Origin of the sequence: Agrobacterium pusense, assembly GCF_013285525.1 — a bacterium.
Taxonomy (GTDB): domain Bacteria; phylum Pseudomonadota; class Alphaproteobacteria; order Rhizobiales; family Rhizobiaceae; genus Agrobacterium; species Agrobacterium pusense.
Genome location: NZ_CP053857.1, coordinates 513,617 through 527,580, shown reverse-complemented (window position 1 = coordinate 527,580; position 13,964 = coordinate 513,617). Strand labels below are relative to the sequence as shown.

The window sequence follows — 13,964 nt, the reverse complement described above, 5'->3', positions numbered from 1 at the left end:
TTTTGTCCTGAGGAGATACCGTGAATATCGCCGTCGATCCCGTTAAGACACCCGCCCCTAAAATCATCGACCGGATCGGGACCTTTGTTCCCGAGCTCGTCTCCATCCGCCACGACCTGCACCAGCATCCCGAAATCGGCTTCGAGGAGGTGCGCACGTCAGGCATCGTCGCTGAAAAGCTCGCGTCCTGGGGCATCGAGGTTCATCGCGGTTATGGCAAGACCGGCGTGGTTGGCGTGCTGCGCGGCCGTCATGCGGGCAATCGCTCCATCGGGCTCCGGGCCGATATGGATGCCCTGCCGATGCCGGAGGAAACCGGTCTGCCCTATGCGTCCGTCTATCCCGGAAAGTTCCATGGCTGCGGGCATGATGTGCACACCACCATCCTGCTCGGCACCGCCCGTTATCTGGCGGAAACCCGCGACTTTGCCGGCACGGTGGTGTTCATTTTCCAGCCTGCCGAAGAGGGGCTGGGCGGCGCGCGCGCCATGATTGCCGATGGGCTGTTCAAGGATTTTCCGGTCGACGAGATTTACGGGCTGCACAATTCCACCCATGCCGCGCCCAATCACCTCAAGGTTTCGCCGGGCACCATTCTGGCTGGTGCGGATTTCTTTGACATCCGGCTCAAGGGCCGCGGTGCTCACGCCGCGCATCCCGATGTCTCCCGCGACCCGGTGCCGGCAACGGGTGAGCTGATCCAGGCTCTGCAGACCATCGTCAGCCGCAACGTATCGCCCACCGATCCCGCCGTGCTGTCGATCACGCGCATCGAAGCTGGATCAGCCTATAACGTCATTCCCGAAACGGCCGCGATTGCCGGAACGGTGCGGGCCTTCTCGGACAGCGTGCGCGAAACCATAAGGGGCCGGATCCGCACCATCTCGGATCACATCGCTGCTGCCTATGGCCTGACTGCTGAGGTGGATATTCGCGACATATTCTCGGTCCTCACCAATGATGACGTGTCAGTGGGAATCGTTGCCGGCGTGGCGCGCGAGGTTCTGGGAGACGAGCGCGTTTCCACCGAGCCCGGCCGCTTCATGGGCAGCGAGGATTTCGCCGATCTTTTGAAACACGCACCGGGTGCGTTTTTCACCCTTGGCCATTCCGGCACGGTGCCTGCCCACAATCCCGGTTTCATCGTTGACGACGACATCCTGCCCGTCGGTGCGACCCTGTTCGCGCGGCTGGTGGAAACCCGGCTGAAACCTGCCTGAAGTTTAAAAAACAAGTCTGTAAGAGGAAACATCCATGGATATTACAAGACGTAAGACATTGCTTCTGAGTGCCGCCCTGGCCGGAGCCACATTGCTGCCATCCCTGCCGACGCTGGCGGCGGAAACGCCGAAAAAGGGCGGGATCGTCACTTTTGCAGGTCTCGGCGAGCCAACGACGCTAGTGCCGCTTTCCGATTCCAATACGCGCACCCGCGCCATTTCCACGAAAATCCTCGAGGGTCTGGTGCGGTTCGACAGCGAGTTCAAACCGCATCCGGTTCTGGCCGAAAGCTGGGAAACATCGGCCGACGGGCTGCGCTATACTTTCAAGCTGCGCAAGGGTGTCAAATGGCATGATGGCAAGGATTTCACGTCGCAGGACGTCAAATTTTCGTTGCTTGCCTTCAAGAAGGTCGGGCCACGGGGGCGCATCACCTTCGCCAATGTTGCCGATATCGAAACGCCTGATCCGCTGACGGCCGTGGTGGTGCTTTCCAAACCCGCGCCTTATCTTCTGCGCGCGCTGACGGGCGGCGAGACGCCCATATTGCCGGCCCATGCCTATGCTTCGGAAAACTACAATGAAAGCCCGAACGGCAATGCGCCAATTGGCACAGGCCCCTTCGTGTTCGAGGAATGGAAACGCGGCAGCTATGTGAAGCTGAAGAAGAACCCGGATTACTGGCAGGCCGATCTGCCCTACCTTGATGGTTTCGTGGCACGGTTCGTCGCCGATGCGGCTTCCACCACCATTTCCGTGGAGACGGGTGAGGCGGATTACACCGCCGATGTCTCCTACAGCGATCTTGAGCGCCTGCGGCAAAATCCGAAACTGGCTGTGGAGGTCTATACCGACGCTTATCTCAACAATGCGGCCGTGTTCGAGTTCAATCTGGAGAACCCAATTCTGGCGAAGAAGGAGGTGCGTCACGCGCTGGCCCACGCCATCGACCGCGATTTCATCAATGACGCCATCTTCTTCGGGACGGCGAAACCTGCCGGTTCCAACATCCCGGCAGTCTTCACCGCCTATAACGACGAAAAGCCTTTCACTTATCCCTTCGATCTCGCCAAGGCTAACGAGTTGCTGGACAAGGCCGGTTACCCGAAGGGCGCGGATGGCACCCGCTTTTCGCTGCGGCTCGCTTTTCTGCCGTCCGACGTCTTCCGTAAAACGTCCGAATATCTCCGCTCATCCTTCGGCAAACTCGGCGTGAAGGTGGATATCGTCGAAGGCGATCTCGCCACCTTCATCAAGCGCGTTTATACCGAGCGCGGTTTCGACCTGACGGTGAACGGCATCAGCCGGTTGTTCGATCCGACGGCGGGCGTGCAGCGTCTTTACTGGTCCGATGGCATCAAGAACCCCGCGCCTTATGTCAACGCCGCCCACTATAACAATCCTACGGTGGACAATCTTTTCCGGGCGGCCGCCATCGAGGTTGATGAAACGAAGCGGGCCGGGCAGTTCCATGAGATCCAGAAAGTCGTCGGCGATGACCTGCCGAATTTCTCGATCGTTGCTTTGCCGACCGTCATTCTACGCAACACCAGCCTGAAATCGCTCGTGACGACCATCGACATTGCCTATGGCGATCTGGCGACGGCCTGGAAAAGCGAGTGAGGACAGAAATCCGATCACCCTGCGGCGCGAGATTTATGACGAACTTTTCTCCGCATTCAACGTCATCCTCGGTCTTGCACAGAGGATCTGCCACGGCATCCTACGCCTTGTAGGCTCGCAGATGCTCGGGACAGGCCCGAGCATGACGAAGGAGAGGTTTTACGCCAACAGCATCTCACCAGAACCCGGCAATTCTGCCGGGTTTTTTTTATTGCCGAAACCCACCCTCCATCCTGTTTGCACCTTCGCGCGGCACGCCCGTTTCAGGGAAAAACTTTGCGCATGAGACAGATCGGTTGAAACAGCGATGCCATCCACGAAAATTTCGAAAAAATCAATTTCATCAATAATTTAGCGAGAAGCTTTTCTTCGTTTCCAAGCAAGAATTGCTTTCTGGACCCGCGCTATGGCCGCCTGCACTGTGAGCTGGAAATCTCACCCTCACACGATGGATGCCATGGCCAAGGATACGCTTTTTTTGATCGCTCCCGGTTTCGAGGACCCCAAGCACCCCGGTGTCCGGTTCGTCTGCCCGCATTGTAACCAGATCGAGGGTCTGCTTGCCGCGCTTCCTGACCTTGCCGCCGGGATCGACGTCCACCGCGTCGGGTTCCAGCGCCCGCGTGAGGCGGTTATCGCCGCCGTGGGGGAGGAAAATCAGTCGCTGCCGCTGTTCATCTTCGCCGGCGACGCGCCTGCCGACGCGACGGTCAAGGGCGAGGCGCATTTCATTCAGGACACCAAACGCATTTTGCACATCCTCGCCGAGCGTCACGGGTTCCCGCAGCTGCATTGAGTTGCCGCACCCCGCATATCGGATTTTTCGGAGACAGACATGACCATTTCCAGACGCCAGTTTCATAAGATCGCACTTGCTGCCGGCGCATTCGTGGCACTTCCGGGCGGGTCTTTCGCCGCGGCCGAAGAGCCGGTTTCGGGCGGCACGCTCAAGATTGTCTATTTTCCTGAGCCGACCCAACTCGTGGCCATCAATACCAGCGCGGGCGGACCGCAGTTCATCGGCTCGAAGATTTATGACGGACTTCTGACCTATGACTATGAGCTTTCGCCCAAGCCGAGCCTTGCCAGGGAATGGAGCGTTTCGGCGGACGGGCTGGAATATGTTTTCCACCTCCAGCCCACGGCCAAATTCCATGACGGCAAACCGGTAACATCGGCGGATGTGGAATTTTCCATCCTGCGGCTGAAAGAGGCCCATCCGCGCGGTCGGGCGACGTTTGCGAATGTCGAGAGCGTCGATACTTCCGATCCGCTGGTCGCGAAGGTGAAGCTCTCCAAGCCGGCGCCGGGCCTGATCACCGCGCTCGCGTCGTCTGAATCGCCAATCGTGCCGAAGCACATCTTCGAAACCTTCAAACCGACCGACAATCCCAAGCCTGCCCAGATCATCGGCAGCGGCCCCTTCGTGCTCAAGGAATGGGTGCCCGGCAGCCATATCCTGCTGGAGAAAAATGCCGACTACTGGGATGCGCCGCGCCCCTATCTGGAGCGCGTCATCATTCGCCTCATCAACGATGCGGGCGCCCGCGCGGCGGCGCTGGAAACCGGGGAAGGGGATATTGGCCCCAACCCTGTGGCGCTCGCCGATCTGGAGCGGCTGAAAGCAATCCCGACGTTGAAGGTGGATGACCGCATCTATGCCTATGCCGGCCAGCAGAACCAGCTGGTCATCAATCTTGAGAACGAATATCTGAAGGAACTGAAGGTCAGGCAGGCCATTGCCCACGCCATCGATGTTCCGGCGCTCATCGATACCGTGCTTTACGGTTACGCCGTGCCATCGCCGACGCCGATCAGCCCCGGCCTTGCGAAGTTCCACAATCCGGATATCGGTTTTGCCAAGTTCGACGTCGCGCAGGCGGAAAAATTGCTGGATGAGGCCGGTTTCCCGCGCAAGGATGGCGGCAAGCGTTTCAAGCTCCGCGTCACCACCAACCCGTTCAATCCGCAGACCTATTCGGATTTCATCGCGCAGGCGCTGTCGAAGATCGGGATTGAGGCCGATATCCAGAAATTCGATTTCGGCACCTATGTGAAGGTGGTCTACACTGACCGCGCCTGGGACCTTTCGGTGGAATCCCTGTCCAACACTTTCGATCCGACGGCCGGCGTCCAGCGCGTCTACTGGAGCAAGAACTTCAAGATCGGTCTGCCGTTCTCCAATGCCAGCCACTACGCCAATCCGGAGGTGGACCGGCTGCTGGAAGCGGCGGCGGTGGAGCCTGATATCGAGAAACGCGCTGCCTTCTTCAAGGAGTTTCAGGCCGTTGTCGCGAAAGATCTTCCCGTCATCAATCTCGTCGCACCCATCCAGCCGGTCGTCGGCAGCGTGCGCATCAAGGATTATGCGACGGGGGCCGAAGGTCTCGGCGGCAATCTGGCCAGGGCATGGCTGACGAAGGAGGCGTGAGCCGCCGCAGTTGGTTCTTAGAGCAGTGAGGTCATTTCCATGAGCAGAAAATCCGAAAAGCTGGTTCTCAACGCCTTCATCTATCCGGGCGGACATCACGAAGCGGCCTGGCGGCATCCGGATTCGGAGCCGCACCGCGTCACCGATATCAGGCTTTATCAGGATATCGCCCGCAAGGCCGAGGCGGCGAAGCTGGATGCGATCTTCTTTGCCGATGCGCCGGTGCTGGATGCCAATATCCGCTACGCCGCCCGCCACCGGCTGGAGCCGATTACCATGCTGGCGGCGCTCGCCGCCGTCACCGAAAAAATCGGCTTCATCGCCACGGCGTCGACCACCTATTACGAGCCTTACAATCTCGCCCGGCTGTTTGCCTCTGTTGATCACATCAGCGGCGGTCGTGTGGGCTGGAACATCGTAACGACCTCGGCCGATGCCGCGGCCGGCAACTTCAATCTTCAGAAGCACCCGCCGCATGCCGATCGGTACCGTCAGGCCATCGAGTTCGTCGATGTGGTGACGAAGCTCTGGGACAGCTGGGAGGATGATGCCATCGTCGCCGACAAGGAAAGCGGACTGTTTGCCGAAACAGATCGCATCCATCCCGCCAATCACGATGGCGAATTTTATCGGGTGCGGGGCGCATTGAATGTGCCTCGTTCACCGCAGGGACGGCCAGTCTATGTTCAGGCAGGCTCCTCGGAAGAAGGGCGCGGCTTTGCCGCCCATTATGCTGAGGCAATCTTTACCGCGCATCAGACTCTGGAGAGTGCGCGGTCTTTTTATTCCGACATCAAGCGGCGCGTCGCGGCCACGGGGCGCAATCCCGCCCATGTGAAAATATTACCCGGCATCAGCCCCTTCATCGCATCAACCGAAGCGGAGGCGCGAAACCTTGAGGCCTCCTTCAACGATCTCATCCAGCCGGCATTTTCGCTTGGGCAATTGCAGCGCATCACCGGCATAGACCTGTCATCGGCCGATCTCGACCGGCCGCTGCCGCAGGAGGCCGTGGAAGCGACGCGCGCGCAGGCGAATAGCAGCCGCCATCAACTGGTTCTTGACGTGATCGATCGGGAAAACCCGACGATCCGGCAATTGCTGCACCGGCTCGCCGGCGGGCGTGGCCACAAGGTCATATCAGGCACACCGGAACAGGTGGCGGACTGGATTGAGACCTGGTTCCGCGAGGGTGCTGCCGACGGCTTCAATATCATGCCGCCATGGCTGAATGGCGGGTTTGATCTCTTCGTGGACGAGGTGGTGCCGATCCTCAAACAACGAGGCCTCTTCCGTGAGGATTATGAGGGCGACACGTTGCGTGATCACTACGGCCTGCCACGACCTGACAATATTTACGTGGCGAAAGAGCCGCAAAAGGAACGCGCCTGAGGTGGGACGGGCGTGTTCAGGCGGCGGCCTCAAGAGCGCGCATATCCTCGCGCAACAGAGCGAGTAGAGATGCGACCTCCGGCAGCCGCCGCCTGTCAGGACTGGTCAGGAGGTGATAGCGGCTGGCGGTCGGCTGCGGCGAACCAAAAGGAGCGATCAGGCGGCCGCTTTTCAGTTCTTCCGAAATCAGCGAATGACGCACCAGGCCTATGCCGTGCCCGGATGAGATCGCTTCTATCAGCGCGGTCTGGCGTGAAAAACGCGGACCAGTTGCGGAAAGCCTGAGCGGAATGCGGCAGGCGCGAAGCCAGTTCGCCCACTCAAATGCCGGGTCAAGGCCATTACCACGCAGCAGCGCAAAGCCGATATCACGCAACCGCTCCGGTTCGTCTGCAAGGCCATGGCGGGCTGCAAAATCCGGGGTGCAGACGGCGCTGACGGTGTCGGGAAATAGCGGTTCATGAATGAAGCCGGGAATTTGGGCGGCGGTGGCCACGATGGCGCAATCGGCATCAAAATGGGTGAGATCGACGGTATCGCCCTCGATGGATTCGATCGAAAGCTCGACGTCTCCGAGAGCCGGAACGATGCTTCCCAGCCGCGGCGCAAGCCAGCGGGCGGCAAAGCAACCTTCCGCCAGAATTTTCAACTGCGGCCGCGCATTCGAAACCATCAGGTCGGAAAGACTGCCGATCATGGTCTCGAAAGCATCCGCCAGACCGGGATAAAGCGCGCTGCCGGCATCGGTCAGCACCAATTCACCGCGCTGGCGGCTGAAAAGCGGCTGGCCGAGATGGGTTTCGAGAATGCGCACCTGCTGTCCGATAGCAGCGGTCGAGACATGCAGTTCCTCCGCTGCCCGTGAGAAACTGGCGTGTCGCGCAGCCACGACAAAGGCGCGCAAGGCCGTCAGCGGCGGCAGCCGGGAAAGCGTGGGCAGGCGAAAAGCCGTCCGGCCCCCGGCCGGAGCGATAAACTCCGTTCTCATTGCTGCTTCTCCTTTGTCGCCTGCATCTTCCACATGCTCAGAACACTCGGCCTTCCCTGAGATGTGTCGTGGTGCCGTTGAGGTAATAATCACCGATCACCCGCGCCTTATGGGCAAGCGGATTGTGGTTGTAGACCGTACGGATATTGCGCCAGTGGCGGTCGAAATTCCGGTCGCTGGATGTCGCCGAGCCGCCACCCAATTCATAAAGGTTGGTGGCAACGCTCAGCGACAGCTGTGAGGCAATGATCTGGGTGCGGGCGGTGGCGAGCGAGCCTTCCAGCAAGGCCGCCTCGATCGCCTCTTCATCGCCGGTGGCAAAAGCGGCCGCGGTACGGTCGAGCGTTCGGGCTGCTTCGCGGATAAGGGTTTTGACCGCGAAGGCGCCTGCACTGATTTCGCCGAGCATCTTCTGCACGAAGGGGTCCTGATTGGCGGTTTCGGCGGTGCTGTGGAGCGTGGTGCGCGCCTGGCGTAGAACATACTCCACGCCATCATTCAGCGCTCCCTGAACGGCGCCGGCGGCCGAAGCCGCGAGGTGCAGCTGCCGCATGGCCGAACTGTGCCGGCCAATCTGGCTGCCGAGCTTGCGGGTCGTCAATTCATGCGGCAGAACCTCGACATTCTCAAGCAGGACACCACCGCTCGCCGTCATGCGCTGGCCCATGCTGTCCCAGTCATCGAGGATGGTGATGCCCTGGCGATCAAGCGGAATGAGCACGCCGATCGGTTGCTCGTCATCGCCAATGGCGCTGAAGGTGCCGAAATCGGCAAAGGCGGTGCCGGTTGCATACCATTTGCGGCCGTTCAGCCGATAACGGTCGCCATCGACGCTGAGCCGCGTGGTGATTTCGCCGGGGCGCTTGGTGCCCTGTTCGGTGCTGGCGCCGGCGAAAAGCTTGCCGGCAAGCACATGTTCGAGATGGCGCCGGTCTTCCAGCTCGATGGGGGCGAGAGCGAGGTTTTCGGTAAAATTGAAATGGCTGCGAAGCGCGTGCGGAATATTGCTGTCGGCTTCGCCGAGGATCATCAGCACCTCGATATAGTCCGCAATCGAGCCGCCCGGTCCGCCCTTGGCTTCGGGAATACGCAACGTACCGATCTTCGCCTCCTTGATGAGGGCGAAGATATCGAAAGGAAGTTCCCGCTGGCGTTCGCGGCGGGCGGCATCCTTTGCCGCAACAGCCGCAATGTCCTTGGCCCGGGCCAGAATTTGCTCCCGGCTCGGCACGCCGGAATTGTCGGTGGTGGTTGTCTGCAGTTTCGGATTGGACATTGCGGTTTTCCCTGAGCGGATGTGAGGGCCTGCGGCACGGCGCGCCGCAGGCATGGTCTTCTGGACGATCAGGCGACCGCGCGCGGCTTGAGCGCCGGGCGGTGCGCGGCTTCAAGATTGCGCGGCACACGGCCTTCAACGGGGTGGCTCGGATCGTTGAAACCGGGTGTTGAGGGATGGCCTGTCGTGACGAGGCTATCGACCAGCGCTTCATCTTCCGCGTCGATCTTCACATCGAGTGCGCGAATATAGCCGTCCCAATGCTCTTCGGTGCGCGGGCCAGTGATGGCGGCTGTAACGAACTTGTTGTTCAGCACCCAGGCGAGTGCAAAATCCGCCGCCGAAACACCCTTCGAAGCGGCATGGGCCGCGACCTTCTGGGCGATCTCGACCGATTCCGGACGCCATTCGGTTTCCAAAACGCGCTTGTCGCCGCGGCCGACGCGGGTATCGGCGCCGGGCTGTTCGCCAGGCTGGTATTTGCCCGTCAGCACGCCGCGGGCGAGCGGCGAATAGGAGACCACGCCGAGGCCATAATGATTGGCCGCCGGCAACTGTTCGGCTTCGGCCGTACGGTTGACGATGTTATAGAGCGGCTGGCTGGCAACCGGCCGGTCGATGCCGAGCTGGTCGGCCAGATGCGAAATTTCGGCGATGCGCCAGCCGCGGAAATTCGACACGCCGAAATAACGCAGCTTGCCGGCGCGGATGAGGTCGGCAATGGCGCGCACCGGCTCTTCCAGCGGCGCATCGAACACGGCGCGGTGGAAATAGAGGATGTCAATGTAATCGGTGTTGAGGCGGCGCAGCGAATTTTCGACCGTTTCGATCACCCATTTGCGCGAATGGCCGCCAAGGTTCGGGCCCTTGGTATGGGAATTGACGAATTTCGTGGCCAGAACCCAATGATCGCGCGTGGCCTTGATGCCGCGGCCCACGACTTCTTCCGACTTTCCGTCATGATAGACATCCGCCGTGTCGACGAAGTTGATGCCCTGTTCGCGAGCCTTGTCGATGATGCGGAAGGCCACGTCATCCGGCGTCGGGCCCCCAAACATCATTGTGCCGAGGCTCAGCGGTGAAACTTTCAGCGCGCTGCGTCCGAGATAGCGATAGTCGACCATTATGGTTGCTCCTTCAGTTTATTGGGCATGGTGGCAGGCCACGGCGTGGTTCTTGCCGAAAAGGGTATAGTCAGGTGCTTTTTCGCGACAGAGATCGGTGGCGAGCGGGCAGCGTGTATGGAACCGGCAGCCGGATGGCGGATTGTGGGGGCTCGGCAGATCGCCGGAAATGGGCGCTGCCTGCTTGCGGCGGGCGGGGTCCGGAACGGCGGCGAGAAGCGCGCGGGTATAGGGGTGTTTTGGGGATGCCCAGAGTTCTGCGGTCGGCGCGCTTTCGACGATCTTGCCGAGATACATGACCAGCACGCGATCCGAGAAATAACGCACCACGGAAAGGTCGTGCGAGACGAAGAGATAGGACAGCGAAAGCCGCTTCTTCATTTCCACCAGAAGATTGAGAATCTGCGCCTGTATCGAAAGATCAAGCGCCGAGACCGGCTCGTCGCAGACGACCAGTTCCGGTTCCAGAACAAGTGCGCGGGCAATGCCGATACGCTGGCGCTGGCCGCCCGAGAATTCATGCGGATAACGGTCGAGTGAATCCGCCGGCAGCCCCACCTGCGCGACGATGGCTTCAACGATCTCCCGCTGGCGCACCCGGTCTCCTATGCCATGCACCTTCAACGGCCCGGTAAGGATGGTGCGCACCGTCTGGCGCGGGTTGAGCGAGGCAAAGGGGTCCTGAAAGATCATCTGGATGCGGCGGCGAATACCGCGCAGTTCGGACGATGTCATTGCGGTCACATCCGCACCCTTGAAGGTGATCCTGCCGGAAGACGGTTCGACCAGTCGCATCAGGGACTTGCCGAGCGAAGACTTGCCGCAACCGGATTCGCCCACCAGGCCAACGGTTTCACCCGCCTCGATATCGAGCGACACGTCATCGACGGCACGCACCGTGCCGCGTCCGCCCGTGTAATGGGTGGAAAGACTATGCACCGACAAGAGCGCCATTGGGTATCTCCTGAGATGTTGGAGCAACGAAGGGGCAGGCGGCATAACGGCCGTCTGAAATCTGCCTCAGCGGTGGTACATATTGCCCGCAGAAGCCGCGGGCGCTCGGACAGCGCGGCCGGAAGGCGCAACCGCGTTCCCCCGTGGCGGAAACGATGGAGCCGGGAATCTCGATGAGCGGCCCATCGCGATAGTGCTGGCCGTCTTCGGCGCGCGGCGAGGCGGCAAGCAGGCCGCGCGTATAGGGGTGGTAGGGATTGGAGAAAACCGGTTCCGGCAATCCCTCTTCCACCTTGCGTCCGGCATACATCACCATCACCCGGTCCGCCCATTGCGCCACGATGCCGAGATCGTGGGTGATGAGGATGACGGCCATGTTGAGATCGCGGCGCAGATTGTCGAGCAGCTGGAGTATCTGCGCCTGTATCGTCACGTCGAGCGCCGTCGTTGCCTCGTCGGCAATCAGCAGTTTCGGATTGCAGGCAACGCCGATGGCGATCATCACGCGCTGACGCATACCGCCGGACAGCTGGTGCGGATAATCATCCACTCTACGGCTGGCATCGGGAATATTGACGAGGTCGAGGAGCTCAATGGCCCGTTTGCGGGCCTGATGCCGATCGATCTTCTCATGGATGCGCAGCACCTCGATGATCTGTTCGCCAACGGTCAGAACCGGGTTCAGCGAGGTCATAGGCTCCTGAAAGATCATGCCGATATCGCGACCGCGAATGCCGCGCCATTGTTTTTCCGAAAGCGGCAGCAGATCGCGCCCTTCGAGCAGAACCCGCCCGCCCGTCTTGGCGTGGGAGGGCAGGAGGCCGATCAGGCCGAGCGCCGTCAGGGATTTGCCCGAGCCGCTCTCTCCGACGATCGCGAGCATTTCACCGGGGCTGACATCGAAACTGACGCCTTTGACGGGCTGGGCAGAGCCGAAGCTGACGGAGAGATCATGGACTTCAATCAGTTTGCTCATCGGCGTTCCTCCGAAAAACGGGGGTTGAGCGCATCGTTGAGGCCATCGCTGATGAGGTTCAGCGAAATGACGGTGAAGACGATGGCGAGGCCGGGAAGGGCGGTCAGATACCAGGCGGTACGGATGACATCGCGGCCGGACCCGATCATCGAACCCCATGAAACGCGGTTGGGGTCACCAAGGCCCATGAAGGAAAGTGCTGCTTCCATGAGGATTGCGCCCGCCACCATGACCGAGGAGGTGACGATGATCGGCGGCAGCGCGTTGGGCAGGATTTCCTGAAACACGATGCGCGCATGGCCGTAACCGAGGCTGCGCGCGGCAAGCACGTAGTCCTTCTCGCGGATGGCGCGGAATTCCGCGCGGGTGAGGCGTGCCACCAGTGGCCAGGTGATGATGCCGATCGCCGAGGTGACCGTGGTGACTGAAGGCTGGGCGATGGCGACGAGCACGACCAGCAGCACGAAATTCGGCAAGGTCTGGAAGATTTCGATGAGCTTGACGAGGATATCGTCAATGATGCCGCCGAAATAACCGGCGAAAGCGCCAACCGCGATGCCGATGGTGAGCCCGATCAGTGTCGCCACGACACCGACGGTGAGTGAGATGCGCGCACCATGCACGATGCCTGCCAGAACATCCCGGCCCATGGAATCTGTGCCAAGCGGATAGGCCGCGTTCTGGCCGGGCCACAGGAACGGGCGGGCCACCATTTCCAGGGGATCGCCGGGATAGATCAAGGGGGCGATCAGCGCGGTAACGATGACGGTCGCGAGAAACAGCAGCCCTACGATGGCGTTGGGATTGGTGAGGAAGATTTTCAGTTCCCGCCGCAGGCCGCGCCGGGGCACGGAAACGGAGCGGGCCGAGAGCGCATCCGGCGCATGGATATAGGGCCAGGTCTTTTCTTCGGGCTTCTTCGGTTTGGGGCTGGTTTCTTCAGCGCCGAGTTCGGCCGTGTCGAGAACCGCTGATGTATGGGAGGAATTCATCGGCTTTCTCCAATGCGGGGGTCAAGCCATGCCTGCAACAGGTCCACGGCTGCATTGACGATGATAACGACGAGGGAGGAGAGAAGCAGAATGCCGAGCAGAACGCTGAAATCCCGCGCCATGACGGCTTCGAAAGCAAGGCGGCCAAGGCCGGGCCAGCTGAATACGGTTTCGACCACGACAGCACCACCAAGCAGGCCGCCAATATGCATGCCGGCCATGGTTGTGATGGGGATCAGCGCATTGCGCAGAATGTGGCGTGTGGTCAGCCTGATCGGTGAAACGCCCTTGGCACGAGCGGTGCGCACATAGTCCTGCGACTTCACCTCCAGCATCGCCGCGCGAGTGAGGCGGGCGTAGATCGCCAGAAAATAAAGTGCCAGCGACAGGGCGGGGAGGACAATATAGCGCAGCCGGTCCAGCAGGGCGGAAAACCCGGTGAGGCTGCTGCCAATGGTGCTGTCGCCACCCGAGGGAAGCCAGCCGAGCTTCACCGAAAAGGTAAGGATCAGCATCAACCCGATCCAGAAACCCGGTACGGAATAAAAGATCAACGAGCCGATGGAAATGATCCGATCAGGCAGCTTGCCGGAGAAAAGCGCCATGATGGAGCCGAGAAACACGCCGACGAAAATCGCAATGCCGAGCGCGGCGCCCATCAAGGCAAGCGTGCCCGGCAGGCGCTGACCGATGAGATCAGCCACCGGCATGCCGTAGCGCGGCGAAAATCCGAGGCTGAACTGGGCGAGATTGCCGAGATAATTCATCAGCTGGTGCAGGACCGGCAGGTCCAGCCCGAAACGATTGCGGATTTCCGCCATCGTTTCGACGGTCGCCGAACCCGCTTCCGCAGCCAGCACATCTGCGGCATCGCCCGGCGCTAACTGCAGCAGGAAGAAGTTCAGAATGACGATACCGAGAACCGTCGGGACGGCCTGAATGGCCACCCGTTTCGCCTGCGATAAAATCCTTTTCGAATTTGACATC

Annotated in this window: 13 protein-coding genes; 5 read left to right on the top strand and 8 right to left on the bottom strand. The window is 60.6% G+C overall.

Translation table 11 applies throughout. The features are described from left to right. The first annotated feature begins 20 nt into the window (after positions 1–20). Both HQN82_RS16030 and HQN82_RS16025 read left to right on the top strand, forming a co-directional pair. Positions 21–1,220, top strand: coding sequence for a M20 aminoacylase family protein (locus HQN82_RS16030; protein WP_173615207.1), 1,200 nt, complete (start codon positions 21–23; stop codon positions 1,218–1,220). A gap of 34 nt (positions 1,221–1,254) precedes the next feature. After that, entirely contained in the window at positions 1,255–2,844 is a 1,590-nt protein-coding gene (locus HQN82_RS16025; RefSeq protein WP_035206882.1) for an ABC transporter substrate-binding protein, read from the top strand. A gap of 159 nt (positions 2,845–3,003) precedes the next feature. Here the strand turns inward: HQN82_RS16025 and HQN82_RS16020 are convergent, their stop codons facing one another. Beyond that, on the bottom strand, positions 3,004–3,162 hold the full coding sequence (locus tag HQN82_RS16020; protein ID WP_173615206.1) for a hypothetical protein: 159 nt from the start codon (positions 3,160–3,162) through the stop codon (positions 3,004–3,006). Between the two features lie 139 nt (positions 3,163–3,301). Here HQN82_RS16020 and HQN82_RS16015 point away from each other — a divergent pair, with 139 nt between their 5' ends. Genes HQN82_RS16015 through HQN82_RS16005 form a run of 3 tightly spaced genes read left to right on the top strand, consistent with a single transcriptional unit; the run spans position 3,302 to position 6,667 of the window. After that, positions 3,302–3,640 (top strand): DUF3088 domain-containing protein, encoded by a 339-nt coding sequence (locus HQN82_RS16015; RefSeq protein ID WP_173615205.1) that lies wholly within the window; start codon positions 3,302–3,304, stop codon positions 3,638–3,640. Positions 3,641–3,679: 39 nt separating this feature from the next. Further along, positions 3,680–5,275, top strand: a complete 1,596-nt coding sequence (locus HQN82_RS16010; RefSeq protein WP_173615204.1) for an ABC transporter substrate-binding protein — start codon at positions 3,680–3,682, stop codon at positions 5,273–5,275. Between the two features lie 39 nt (positions 5,276–5,314). Beyond that, the gene (locus tag HQN82_RS16005; protein WP_173615203.1) at positions 5,315–6,667 is read left to right on the top strand and encodes an LLM class flavin-dependent oxidoreductase; all 1,353 of its coding nucleotides are present in this window, start codon (positions 5,315–5,317) and stop codon (positions 6,665–6,667) included. A 16-nt stretch (positions 6,668–6,683) separates the two neighbouring features. Here HQN82_RS16005 and HQN82_RS16000 read toward each other — a convergent pair whose 3' ends face one another. The 7 genes from HQN82_RS16000 to HQN82_RS15970 form a co-directional block, all read right to left on the bottom strand. Beyond that, entirely contained in the window at positions 6,684–7,655 is a 972-nt protein-coding gene (locus tag HQN82_RS16000; RefSeq protein WP_173615202.1) for a LysR substrate-binding domain-containing protein, read from the bottom strand. A gap of 37 nt (positions 7,656–7,692) precedes the next feature. Continuing rightward, on the bottom strand, positions 7,693–8,931 hold the full coding sequence (locus tag HQN82_RS15995; protein ID WP_173615201.1) for an acyl-CoA dehydrogenase family protein: 1,239 nt from the start codon (positions 8,929–8,931) through the stop codon (positions 7,693–7,695). A 68-nt stretch (positions 8,932–8,999) separates the two neighbouring features. After that, positions 9,000–10,055, bottom strand: coding sequence for an aldo/keto reductase (locus tag HQN82_RS15990; RefSeq protein WP_173615200.1), 1,056 nt, complete (start codon positions 10,053–10,055; stop codon positions 9,000–9,002). Between the two features lie 18 nt (positions 10,056–10,073). Further along, complete coding sequence (locus tag HQN82_RS15985) at positions 10,074–11,009, bottom strand: ABC transporter ATP-binding protein (protein WP_173615199.1); 936 nt, start codon at positions 11,007–11,009, stop codon at positions 10,074–10,076. Continuing rightward, a complete protein-coding gene (locus tag HQN82_RS15980; RefSeq protein WP_006698434.1) occupies positions 10,987–11,985 on the bottom strand; it encodes an ABC transporter ATP-binding protein in 999 nt (332 codons plus the stop codon). Before HQN82_RS15980 ends, HQN82_RS15985 begins: the two co-directional genes overlap by 23 nt. Then, positions 11,982–12,977 carry an ABC transporter permease gene (locus tag HQN82_RS15975; protein WP_004445477.1) on the bottom strand — a complete coding sequence of 332 codons (996 nt, stop codon included), beginning with the start codon at positions 12,975–12,977 and terminating at the stop codon, positions 11,982–11,984. Before HQN82_RS15975 ends, HQN82_RS15980 begins: the two co-directional genes overlap by 4 nt. Beyond that, a complete protein-coding gene (locus HQN82_RS15970) occupies positions 12,974–13,963 on the bottom strand; it encodes an ABC transporter permease (RefSeq protein WP_004445474.1) in 990 nt (329 codons plus the stop codon). Before HQN82_RS15970 ends, HQN82_RS15975 begins: the two co-directional genes overlap by 4 nt. Position 13,964 lies beyond the last annotated feature (1 nt).

Coding starts and splice junctions, on each gene's coding strand:
- HQN82_RS16025 (WP_035206882.1), top strand. CDS start 1,255: ATGGATATTACAAGACGTAAGACATTGCTTCTGAGTGCCGCCCTGGCC.
- HQN82_RS16015 (WP_173615205.1), top strand. CDS start 3,302: ATGGCCAAGGATACGCTTTTTTTGATCGCTCCCGGTTTCGAGGACCCC.
- HQN82_RS16010 (WP_173615204.1), top strand. CDS start 3,680: ATGACCATTTCCAGACGCCAGTTTCATAAGATCGCACTTGCTGCCGGC.
- HQN82_RS16005 (WP_173615203.1), top strand. CDS start 5,315: ATGAGCAGAAAATCCGAAAAGCTGGTTCTCAACGCCTTCATCTATCCG.
- HQN82_RS16000 (WP_173615202.1), bottom strand. CDS start 7,655: ATGAGAACGGAGTTTATCGCTCCGGCCGGGGGCCGGACGGCTTTTCGC.
- HQN82_RS15995 (WP_173615201.1), bottom strand. CDS start 8,931: ATGTCCAATCCGAAACTGCAGACAACCACCACCGACAATTCCGGCGTG.
- HQN82_RS15990 (WP_173615200.1), bottom strand. CDS start 10,055: ATGGTCGACTATCGCTATCTCGGACGCAGCGCGCTGAAAGTTTCACCG.
- HQN82_RS15985 (WP_173615199.1), bottom strand. CDS start 11,009: ATGGCGCTCTTGTCGGTGCATAGTCTTTCCACCCATTACACGGGCGGA.
- HQN82_RS15980 (WP_006698434.1), bottom strand. CDS start 11,985: ATGAGCAAACTGATTGAAGTCCATGATCTCTCCGTCAGCTTCGGCTCT.
- HQN82_RS15975 (WP_004445477.1), bottom strand. CDS start 12,977: ATGAATTCCTCCCATACATCAGCGGTTCTCGACACGGCCGAACTCGGC.
- HQN82_RS15970 (WP_004445474.1), bottom strand. CDS start 13,963: ATGTCAAATTCGAAAAGGATTTTATCGCAGGCGAAACGGGTGGCCATT.